General features: G+C 39.4%; 7 protein-coding genes. 1 reads left to right on the forward strand and 6 read right to left on the reverse strand.

The features are described from left to right. The first annotated feature begins 73 nt into the window (after nt 1–73). Nucleotides 74–1,210 carry a PepSY-associated TM helix domain-containing protein gene (locus KEM10_RS10750; RefSeq protein WP_212216001.1) on the forward strand — a complete coding sequence of 379 codons (1,137 nt, stop codon included), beginning with the start codon at nt 74–76 and terminating at the stop codon, nt 1,208–1,210. Nucleotides 1,211–1,300: 90 nt separating this feature from the next. Here KEM10_RS10750 and KEM10_RS10755 read toward each other — a convergent pair whose 3' ends face one another. The 6 genes from KEM10_RS10755 to KEM10_RS10780 all read right to left on the reverse strand — a co-directional run bounded on the left by KEM10_RS10755 (nt 1,301) and on the right by KEM10_RS10780 (nt 12,210). Further along, the gene (locus KEM10_RS10755; RefSeq protein ID WP_212216002.1) at nt 1,301–4,552 is read right to left on the reverse strand and encodes a DUF6055 domain-containing protein; all 3,252 of its coding nucleotides are present in this window, start codon (nt 4,550–4,552) and stop codon (nt 1,301–1,303) included. Nucleotides 4,553–4,767: 215 nt separating this feature from the next. Further along, nucleotides 4,768–6,027, reverse strand: coding sequence for a DUF819 family protein (locus KEM10_RS10760; RefSeq protein ID WP_212216003.1), 1,260 nt, complete (start codon nt 6,025–6,027; stop codon nt 4,768–4,770). 205 nt (nt 6,028–6,232) lie between these two features. Beyond that, nucleotides 6,233–6,676 carry a hypothetical protein gene (locus tag KEM10_RS10765; RefSeq protein ID WP_212216004.1) on the reverse strand — a complete coding sequence of 148 codons (444 nt, stop codon included), beginning with the start codon at nt 6,674–6,676 and terminating at the stop codon, nt 6,233–6,235. Beyond that, nucleotides 6,676–7,545: a hypothetical protein gene (locus KEM10_RS10770; RefSeq protein ID WP_212216005.1), complete on the reverse strand. Its 870-nt coding sequence runs from the start codon at nt 7,543–7,545 to the stop codon at nt 6,676–6,678. Before KEM10_RS10770 ends, KEM10_RS10765 begins: the two co-directional genes overlap by 1 nt. Before the next feature lie 10 nt (nt 7,546–7,555). Then, complete coding sequence (locus tag KEM10_RS10775; RefSeq protein WP_212216006.1) at nt 7,556–9,079, reverse strand: RagB/SusD family nutrient uptake outer membrane protein; 1,524 nt, start codon at nt 9,077–9,079, stop codon at nt 7,556–7,558. Between the two features lie 11 nt (nt 9,080–9,090). After that, nucleotides 9,091–12,210 (reverse strand): SusC/RagA family TonB-linked outer membrane protein, encoded by a 3,120-nt coding sequence (locus tag KEM10_RS10780; protein WP_212216007.1) that lies wholly within the window; start codon nt 12,208–12,210, stop codon nt 9,091–9,093. Between the last annotated feature and the right edge of the window lie 22 nt (nt 12,211–12,232).

The raw sequence follows: 12,232 nt of genomic DNA on the forward strand, positions 1-12,232 counted from the left end.
CGAGGGGCCGGCATTTGCCTTTTTCCTACTTTAAATAAATCCTGAATCTAAAATCTTTTAAGCTCATAAATACATGAATTCAACATTCAAAAAGATTAATAGCTGGCTGCATTTGTGGTTGGGACTGGCATCAGGCATTGTGGTTTGCATTGTGGGAATAACAGGAGCCTTGTATGTCTTTCATCAAGAAATAGAAGATGCTCTTGAACCTTGGCGCTTTGTTGAAGCCCAGGACAAGAATTTTGTACCCCCCAGTCAATTGATTGACACAGCTAAGAGGTATGTTCCCGGCATTGAACCTACTGGCTTAACATACGAAGACAAAGAAGGTGCCGCTGCAGTAGGTTTTATTTCACGTGAAAATGGAAAGATTGCTTTTAAGGTAGTTTTTATGAATCCATATACCGGAGAGTTTATTAGATTGAAAGAGCCATTGGGAGAAGGCCGGTTCAACTTCTTCCATTTTATTGAAGATGGTCATCGCCGTCTTTGGTTACCACAGGACATAGGCAGCAAAATTGTTGGCATAAGTACCCTTATTTTCTTAATCATTCTTATTACCGGTCTGATAATGTGGTGGCCTAAAAAATGGAGCAAACAACAGCTTAAAAGAAGTCTTACCATTAAAAGAAATAGTAACAGTAAAAGGTTGATTTTAGATTTGCATAATGTTATGGGATTTTACATTCTATTGTTTGGGTGTGTATTTGCCATAACCGGTCTGGTTTGGAGCTTCAGCTGGTTTGGTAATTCGCTTTATTACCTTACTTCTGGCGGGGAATCAAAACCTGAGCACGAACATCCTCATTCTGATATTAAAAATGCACATCTGGCTGATTCCGATAGCATACCTGCCATTGATAGAGCTTTTTACTTAACAATGCAACAGTTTAATAATCCTCAACGCATATACATGACTCCCACTCTAAGAGAAGAGGATGAATCGATTGAAATTGTGGTAAGCCTGATAAAAGGAAAATACTACAAACACAATGAGTATTTCTATGATCGATATACGTTGGAGCCCATAAGGGTAAAAGGTGACAGATACGAAGAATCAGTTTTTGCAGACAAACTGGATAAAATGAATTACGATATTCATACAGGAGCCATATTGGGTTTACCCGGAAAAATTCTGGCTTTTTTTATCAGCTTGATTATTGCCAGCTTACCAGTCACCGGTTTTATACTTTGGTGGAATAGAAGATAAGGAAGAAACCTTCTAACAAACTGATCACATAAAACTTAAATAAATCCTCCGCCTGATAAAAATAATATTCAGGCGAAGGATATGATCTATTTATGGAATCAAAATTTTATGAGTATAGTTCTCCGCTCCTTTTTGAATGTTAACAATATACATACCGCTAGCCAACTGTTTGCTATAAGTAGAATGTGACGGTAATTCATTAGCCACCAAAGTACCGGTAAGAGTATAAATCATGACTCTTGCATTTTGTGGCAACTGATTAATGATGACTTCTTTATTTTGTGAATATACTTGTATGGTATTCTCCATTCCATTATCAACCGAAGTAACAACATTACTATGTCCATAAAGGTTGGTATGATTAAACTTCACCTGATAAGGCCATTGCTCATCATTGCTATCATCATCATCCCATGCATGACGCCAATGCGTTGTAGGTGCACCGGAAACAACCAACCATAAACGTGATGCGTTATTCGGGCAATCAAAATGAAGCGTATCTTGTGGTGTGTTATAACTAGCCGAACCAACCTCACTGTATACTCTTGTGCCATCTCTCAACATAACCACAAATCCATAACGCCAACCGGCAGCCAAAATATTATTTCTGCGATATCCGGCCATCCCACTTTTCCCTTCAAAGAAAGCACTTACGCGTGTTGCTGTGGTAGGAGTGTTTAGCATTATCACGTTATAACCATAGTTTTCGGGGCAATCAGATGCATTCACCAACCAATAATCATCTCCCTGATCTGCCATTGAGGTTTGAGGACGGGACAGAATTCTACTGGTTCCATCATCTATTAATGCCGGAATATCCCAAGTTGCGAAACGAGCCGCACATTCGTACATCTCATTATTAAATTCCGACTGATTAATGCCTGTTATACGTTTGTAAGTCTCCACCGGGTCTTCTGGTCTTATCGACTCATTCCACAAACGACCAATAAAATCCATTCCATGCTTATAGGTCCAGAAATCCTGTATAAAGTAATTTTCATATCGGGGTGCTTCATGCAAAATATGCTTATGGGCAGAATTTAAATATCCGGCAAAATAACTGGAAGTAAATTGCTCATTCGGATACACTTTAAACCCCTGCCATTGGGCGCATTGCTCCCACCAGCCATTTCCGCCCGAAGCATTGCTACCAAAACCATACATCCATCCGTTTTGGTTATTATTATCACAATGCACCTGATACTGAAAGCAGTGCCCCACTTCGTGTGCCATTGTATGTCCGGCTACTTGAGCAGACCAGGCAGTAAGCGTTAACAAACCAATCATATCATCCACTCCCGATCCACTTGCTTCCCAATCACGTGTATATCGCAAGCGGATTATCATTTTATATTGACTCGACTTTGAACCATCTCTTGAGATAAACTTCAAACTATCGGTATAAAACTCATATGCATTTTCAGCTATTTCAAGCAGGTGATCGACATTAATTCGATAATTACCATCAACTACCACACTCGGATCCTTACCATAACCTGGTTCCCAAAATACAATCCAGTTTTTCGACTGTTTGCTTCGATCCATGCTCCAGGCATTTGTCGGATCGTTTACATCCCCCATCATCCAGCCCGGAATGTATATTTTCTTTTTAATAATATTGTTGATAGCAGAGGTAGCATCTGCCAGTGCTTGTAAAGAAGCATCTAAATTACCAACAACCAACAATGCATTATCGATAGCCGTTTGCAGGTTATCGGCTCTTGTACCTGATATCAATTCCAGTTCTTCTGTTCCTTCATCAATGGCCGTTTGTAAATTGATATAAGCTTGAACTGAAGCTTTGGCTATTGTAATTGCTGAATTAATACTTTGATTAGCCGCATATAAATCATCGTATATCAAAGGATCTGCCGCAATGGTTTGTTGAGCTTCTTGAACAGCTTCTGTTAAAAGAGTAGTTGCTGTATTTTGCATTTTTTCTTCTAACAGACCTTGCGCAACAGTTATCTGCTCTTCTATGGCAATTGCCAAATCATTACTATCAAACTGACCAATATATTCTAACCGGAAATTATCGAATAATACCCAAAAGTAATTCTGCTGAAAATCACTTCGAGCACCAAAAACAAGTGTGTCTCCTTCATCTAACATGATATCATTTAACTCCATCAGATAATTATCTGCTGAAGCAGTCATCACTGTTTGAGCACTCGACATGGAGTTGACATATCCATTTAAAGAGCCACTACCTGTGTATGTGTGTTGATATAGTGAATTAAATAAGCTACTCTTTTGAGCAAAGCTGCTGGTGCCGGCATAAAAGGATGTATGAATAACTTCTGTTCCGGCATTATATGCTGCTCCTCCATCATTATTGGAAGGACGTTCAAAACCTTGCGCTGTCAATCGATATTTTCCAGCTGGAAGACCTGTTATCATTTGATTCATATCAAAGGTCTTCTGATAGAACTCAACACAATGATAGTTGATAACTCCAATACCATCCCAACCATCTTGCAAGTTATCATCAAAACCCTGGTTGATGATTCTGTCAGTCATATCCAACGGAGAATCGGCAGATGCATTCAAAAGCTTAAATTGAGTGATTGCATCATCCAAACTGTCAATTGCCTGATTCACATTTTCAACAGTTGGATCATTCAATGCATCTTTGGCTGCGTTAATTGCTACCTGCAAATCATCAGCACCTATTGCATTTACATCATAGATTGCTTCAGCCTCTGTAATTAAATTTTCCAATGCTGTTGTATTGGCAATCTCGGCTATTTCAAACAGCGAAAAAGAATCAAATCCCAATCGATTATTCAACCACCTGAAACGTGCAACAATATAATTATATGGCGTTGAATTGGTAAAAACAATCTGATTCTGAGTCCAGGCTCCACCACCATTTACTTCGGTTGCATTAATTAATATCTCAGGCTCTGTCGATGAAGTTTTATTATTGGTTAATGAAACTTTACACCACTGCTCTGTACCTGCACCAGCTGAAGAATCGAGATATTTTACATGATACGAGAAGTAATACATTTTGCCTGCCTCGATATTCCATCCTGATCCTATTGATCCCGATGAACTGGAGCTTTCGTTTACTGTACCAACAAGGTATTGTGAATTATCAATACCCCCGGATGAGTATAAAGTAAATTTGTCGTTGGTGAGTTGGGCGGCTGAAGTGGTAGCATCTGTCCACCCCGTATAACCATTTTCAAACCCGGGATTCGTTATCATGTTATCACCAACTATTTGATAACTTTTTCCTTCAACAGAGATGATATCTCCGTTTGACTGCGCATAGGTTGTTTTTGCTATTCCTAAGGCAATTACTACAATTAGCAAAAGATGTAAAGGTTGTTTCATAGAATTGTGTCATATAATTGAAGTGCAAATTACAATCTATTAAGTGTAAAGATGTGTACAAATTCTGTTTTTGTTAGAATAGAATCGATCAACCATAAAAACAAATGAAATATATTTGGTTGCACAGCTATACAATGAGTTTTTGCTTATGCTCAGCAAAATAAAAAGCCCGACACTAATGCCGGGCTCGATCAAAAAAAATCTAAATATCTTAATTATGGTGCTACAGTCTGCATTAACAATCCACACATCCAGGCACCATAGGTTCCTAATGCATAACCCAAAACAGCTAATAAAACACCAACTGGTGCTAATGATGGATGAAAGGCAGCAGCTACCACCGGCGCACTGGCAGCACCTCCAATGTTAGCCTTACTTCCCACAGCCAAAAAGAAATAAGGTGCTCTAATCAGCTTGCCAACAATAAGCAATAATACCACATGAATAATCATCCAGATGCCACCCACGGCAAATAAACCAATATTATCAAATATCTTAGTCACATCCATCTTCATGCCAATGGTGGCAACCAATACATAAATAAATACGGTTCCAATTTTTGAAGCTCCGGCACCTTCATATTGGCGAAGTTTAGTAAACGACAAAGCAATACCAATAGTCGTTGATAAAATGATCAACCAAAAGAATTTTGAAGTTAGGCTAAAACGATTCAAAAACGGTGCATGGTTTTCGATAAAAGGAGCTAAAAAGTCAGCCATCAAATGTGCAATTCCGGTTATACCAAAGCCAATCGCCAAAATAACCATTATATCGGTTGACGAAGGAATACGAGCTATCTTCTGGCTAAATTCATGCATTTTATCGCGCAAATGAGTAACACTGCTTGAATCTGCTTTAAAATATTTGTCAATCTTATCTGATTTACCAACACCGATCAACAATACGGCCATCCAAACTTCAGCTACCAACACATCTACTGTAATCATGATGGAATACAATCGGTCTGACGGTTCAAAAATTTCGTACATGGCAGCCTGGTTAGCTCCTCCTCCAATCCAGCTACCAGCAATGGTTGTCATACCTCGCCAAACTGCATCGGGACCGATCCCACCAATTAAATCGGGACTAATGGCCGAAGCAATTAAAATGGCTAATGGTCCGCCAATAATTACTCCTACCGTACCGGTTAAAAACATAATCAGAGCTTTACTACCCAATTTAAATACTTCGCGCAGATTGATGCTAAGCGTTAAAAGAACCAAACTGGCAGGTAACAAATAACGGGAAGCTACAAAATACAATTGCGAATGCTCGCCATCAACAATGCCAAAAGTGGTTAATAAACTAGGTAAAAAATAACACAGCAAAAGGCTGGGTACAATTTTGTAAAACCTCTTAAATATTAAATTAGATGAGCTACTTGTATAAAAAATGGCTCCCAGTAATACTATTAAAATTCCTAAAACAACGGCATCGTTGTTTATTAACGCTGATGTCTGTTCGTGGTCTATCATTCTCCTTTTCTTTTCAAAATAAAACTGATTAATGGTTTTATATATAAGCATTAATCAGTTGTAAATGGTTCAATGCTGCAAAGATATATATTCTTTAGAGCGATAAAAGACTTCTTTTTGCTTAGTATTACATAATTTAAGGAGCTCATAAAAACAAAAAGCCTGGCTCGTGCCAGGCTCTTCAATTAAGCTATGTTAGAATAAGCTATTCTATAATAATGTCTACTGTATATCGGGCCGGATTAGTTGCCAGATCGTACAGATCAAATTTTAAGGTATAGTACCCCGATTGAATTTCGTAAGGAATATAATCGTTAAATAATACCAAATCTTTTATCTCATGATAGGTTTCTCCCAAAGGAATCTTCATTTCATCGGGTTGCCATGGCGTATCAATCCCTTTTAATGATAAATTTCCAATACCAGGTTCCAACGGTTCAACAAAAATCAGGTTAACCCTGCAATCTTTCAAGGCAACATCATCCTGAAAAATGGCATCGAGCTTTATGGGATTTCCTCTGTAAAAATACTGATCTGCCACCGGAGCATTTACAGTAATGGTAGGTGGCGTTGTATCTCCATCTTCCTTACCACAAGCAAGCATCACTAATAACAAACATAAACCGGCTATATATTTTATCTTCTTCATTACAAATCTTTTTTAATTAGTAGTGTCTCGTAACAGGCTTCGTAGGTATAATAGCTACCTTCATAAAATGCAAAACCTCCCCAGTAAGGCATAATTATATTTCCTTCTTCATCATAGGTGGCAACCACATTTTCTTCCAGATGAATTTGCATATTCCCTTCTGAATAAGACCATAGATACATCATTATACTACCATGATTAGCGCTGGCTGCTATCTCCTGAGGACTAATACTAATTTCTTTCTTTTCAAAATCAATAACCCCAATAATTGTGCGACCATAACCCCAAAAGTTATAGATCTCAATTTGGTTATAGGTGTTCTCAACCTGACTAATGGTTAAATATCCATATTGATCCCAGTAACCATTTTCCTCACCATCAATCTGACCGTACTGAATACTATTGTCTATTTGGTTATACGAACCAAACAAATAGGTATCTTCAAATACAGGTGGCTCATCTGTTGTAAAACTATCTGCCTGGCTAAAAGAAAACCCGTTCTCAGAAAACGTATAAGCTTTGTAATAATAGGTTGTACTGCCAATTAGTTTATCAACCAACATAGAAAAAGTGGCTCCTGCCTTATTATGTTGGATGATACGAGTCGACTCAGTCGGAAAATCCTCTTGTGTACTCATAAAAAAACCATGTTCGATAATATTAGTATCACCTTTGAGTTCCATATCGGCTGTTAGGTAAACACGATCGAAAGTTAAACTATCGTAATAGGCACTCAACACAGGTAAATCTTGTGTTGATAAATGGTTATACTTATCAGCATCAACTTCTTCTTCGCACGATGTAAAAGTCATCATGGTAAAGAGGATAAGTAGGAATAAACTAAATCTATTTTTCATCACGTTCTTCATAATTTAAACTTTAATCGTTTTGTTCGCTTTCGCTGATATGAACATTATCCTGTATTTCGCGGGTTGGAATTTGAAACACCCAGTTTTTAGCACCTGCCGGCACACTTATCTGTCCCGAAATGCTATGGTTCGAATTGGTGTAATTACGGTTGATGCCGCGGTACAAGCGTTTTAAATCGAAATACGAAAAGCCCTCGCCCCATAATTCAATCCGGCGTTGCAGATAAACGTACTCTACATCTACTTCATTCATATCCCATCCCGGCTGACGGTTTTCCATTAATGGACGAATGGCTTCTGCAGCCATGGCATACTCGCCTTTGTGTGCGTAGGCTTCTGCTTCGATCAGATACATTTCAGCCGCACGCATATACGGGTAATCCTGAGTCCAGTCGTTGGCCCAGCCAAATTTTAAACTGGCCAGTTCCTGGGTAATATTCGGGGCTGTTTCGAAATAGGATTCAAAACGTACTGAGTCTTCAGCCGACATTCCATCCGGGCTATTAAATAAACCTTTCCGAACATCGTCATCGGGTATTACCTGATACAAGGCATAATCAATCTCACGAACCGAAAGAATACCGGCATAACCGGGACTATTATTGGAGATATGCGAAAACCACGAAACCAGAGTTGTTTGCGTTTCGTTACTGTGATCAAAACCCCATATCCATTCATTATTGCTTAAATCCAAAAAACCGCTTTTCAGTTCTTTCTCACTCATTAAACCATAGCCCTGTCGTGCTAATTGCGAATGTTCAGCTGCTTTATCCCAATCCTGAATTAATAAATAATAACGAGCCAGTAAACCATGAACAACATCGGAATTAACATATCTTTTGCTGGTTGATCGGTCAAAGCCATCAATCAGTTTCAATCCTAATAAAAGATCCTGTTCAGCTTGTTTTAAAACCATTTCAACGGTATTTCGCCCTTTTAATACTTCTTGTTGTTCCTTCGAAATAGAATCTCCGTCGGCTAAATAAATAGGCACACCCGGCTTATTCCAGTTAATGGTTTCTTTGGTTATCACCTCCTGGTATAACTGTATCAGATACAAATACGACATACCTCTTATGGTGTAGGTCTCTCCAAGGCAATTCAAGAAAAAGCTATCCTCGGTATCTCTGTCAACCAAGTCAATAATTCGGTTGGCATTGGCAATAAGGGTATAAAAGGTATTCCAGTTATAAGCTGTGCGTATGTATGGTGCCGAACGATATTGATGCAGGTAATCCCATGAGAAATAATGGCTCACCGGCTGCGAAATATCCTGACACATCATATCGGTTGCATGCAATACAGCCGTAAAATTAAACGAGTCGTGGCTACCTCCATCCTGGTAACTGACCATAAAAGCATACAAACCGTCTACCAATGCTTTTAACTTGGAAGGATCATCTTTGATAATTTCTTTTAAATCTTTCTCTCCCACGCCGGTTGTATACTCGGTATCTAAATAATCTTTGCTACACGAGGCCAATGATAGTACCAGCATCATCAACCCTATTTTTATATATTTTAATCTACACATAGTGTTTGCTTTTACATGTTAATTGATAAACCTACAGACATTGTTCTCATGGCTGCATAATTAAAGCCTACTGCCCCGTTTAAACTCTGACGCGGATCTAAACCTTTACGCGCACTTTTCAACCACAGGTTATCTCCGGTTAGATAAATGCGAGCACTTTTCAAATGGAATTTAGATAGCATCTGATTACCCAAAGTGTAGCCCAGGGTAATATTACGCAGGTTGAAATACGATGCATCGGTATAAAAACGATCTGACGAAGCATTGATATCGTTGTAATCGTGCGATAAAATAGGTACATCGCTATTGGTATTCCGAGGCGTCCATCTCTTCAGCATATCGCGGTGATAATTACCGCCCACTTTACTTCCCATCAGTGATTGATAATTACTATCCATTACCGTACCGCCAATCTGAAAAGCGGTTTGAACCGAAAAGTCAAAGTTTTTGTATGATACTTGCGAGTTTACACCTCCGGTTACATCCGGGATAGAACTTTTTCCGGTCTTTACAAAAGTGGCATCTTCGGTATTATCAACCACTGTAATAATGGCATTTTTATAATGATCGTACTCGTATCGGTAATACAATGCCTTACCCGTTTCGGCATCCACACCAGCCGATTTATAATCGTAGAAATCATAAATAGAGCCACCCAACTCGCGCCAGAAAGAGCCATCGGAATAACCATTCTGATCCTTATTTGGCGGCAAAGTCAACAGCTCATTTTTATAATGTAAAGCATTAAAACCAATACTCCAGTGTAATCCTGCCTTCTTAATTAAATGAACAGTCATATCCAGCTCAACTCCATTGTTGCGCATATCAAGGTAATTGCGCCACTGTGTTGATGGTAAGCCTTCGGAAAGAGGCAATTGATACTGAAAAAGAAGATCACGGGTTGTTTTGATAAAATAATCGAAACTAACATTTAGCTTATCAAACAAAAAGGTTTCGATACCCACATTAAAGTTTTCACTCTTCTCCCAGGTTAAATCTGCATTACCTCTTGAGTTAAGAGTAATACCGGCTTCTCCACCAATATCAGCAACCACATACTGATCTTCGTATGCATACCAGGTTCCAATGTTATCATTACCCTGTGTACCATAACTGGCTCTTAATTTAAGATCGTTCACAAAAGCATATTCTTTCATCCATTGTTCCTGACTAATACGCCACGAAGCACCGGTAGACCAGAAATTACCCCAACGACTATCTGGATGAAATACAGAAGTTCCATCGCGACGGAAACTTCCAGACAAGTAGTATTTGTTATCAAAATTGTATTCTAACCGGCTTAAATAACCTTCTAAAGCATATTCGCTATAACCTGATGTAAGGCTCCGGTATGAAGTAGCATTGGCAAATTCAGGGTTATACGGATCGTAGAAATTAGCCATACTACCAGAAAGGTTGTTGTTTTTATTCTTCTTCGACTCATGACCCAATAATGCCTTTACAGTATGCGAACCAATTGTTTTTTCGTAGTTCAATAACTGGTTGTAGTTTGTTGACACATATCGCTGAGACGTTTTATAACCTAAACCGCCAACGCCCTGGGCATCACCCCCAATAGGTGTCATAAACGTAGACATGTAATTAAAATACAAATCGTAAGCACCGTTTACGGTTAGGGTTAATCCATCGATAATATTAAATAAAGCTGATCCGCGCAATGTAAGGTTATCGGCCTTATTATCGTTGATGTCGGCCTTGGTTGTGGCAACCGGATTGGCTAACGAAGCAAAAGGACGGCCCGTACTTTCGCCATAATCGTATGCCGGCTGGCCATTGGCCTGATACTGTTTCTCACCGGTTTCAAGATCATACAAGTATACCGGATAAATAGGCGCTACCGATTGGGTAAACATAAACAGGTTGCCCTGACTTGCACCACCAGCAGCAGCCGAATTCTGAATAGTACCGGTATATGCAATATTTCCTGAAAGCTTAAACAGGCTGCCAAACTTCTGATCAATTTGGAAACGCGCGTTTAAACGTTCAAACTCCGATCCGTCAATAATACCTTCGTCAGACAAATACCCGAATGAAGCATAGTAGGTTGACATATCGCTACCTCCGCTTAAGCTAAGGTTATATTCTTGTCGGATACCTGTTTTAAAGGGAACTGTTGCCCACTCGTTTCCCCATTTGGTTTCTGTGGCATTTGGATTAATCATACCCGTAAACGGATCGATTAATTCGGTATTGGAAACACCCCTGTAAACATTATATATTAAGCTATTATCAATTAAATCCTGCGATGCCTGCATGCCGGCTTCGGCATATCCATATTTATTTAAATAACTATTGCGCAATGCCTCCCAACTTAGCTGGTAGTATTCAGCCGGATCTGTAACGATATCGTAGTTAGGTACTCCCCTGCTGTTGACTCCAACCCTCGAATCGAAATTAATACTCAAAGCCCCCGATTTACCTTTTTTAGTGGTTATTAGTATCACTCCGTTTGCGCCACGTGCACCATACATTGAGTTGGCGGCAGCATCTTTTAACACCGACATATTTTCGATATCCTGCGCAGGAATAGAATTCAGCGATCCTTCGTAGGGTACGCCATCCAATACAATCAGAGGCGATTTCGAAGCAGAGATAGAACCTAATCCACGCACAATAATGCTTCCTCCTGAGCCCGGCTGACCCGAACTTTGTGTTACCTGAACTCCTGCCAAACTACCTTCAAGGGATTTTGCCAGGTTGGCCGATTGCATCTTGGTTAAATTCTCCCCTTTCACCACACTGGCAGCTCCGGTAAACGAACTCTTTTTAGTTGTACCGTAAGCTACTGCAATCACTTCATCCAAGCCAACCGATTCATTTTCGAGCATTACCACATAATGCTTGCGGGCATCCAACTGAATCATCTGCGTTTGCATACCCACAAAACTAACCTGCAGCGTGGTAGTGTTTTCATCAATGGTAAGACTAAAGTTACCATCCATATCAGTAACTGTTCCGGTGGTCGTTCCCGGAATAACTACTGTTACTCCGGGCATTCCCGTATCGGTTTCTTTCTCAATTACCACACCGGTAATTGTTTTGCTTTGGGCCATACAGACAGTTATGCCTGCCACAAAAAAGACCCAAAACAGACTTATATATTTTTTCATTATCATTGTTTATACAGATCAG

This window comes from Carboxylicivirga linearis (assembly GCF_018271995.1).
Taxonomy (GTDB): domain Bacteria; phylum Bacteroidota; class Bacteroidia; order Bacteroidales; family Marinilabiliaceae; genus Carboxylicivirga; species Carboxylicivirga linearis.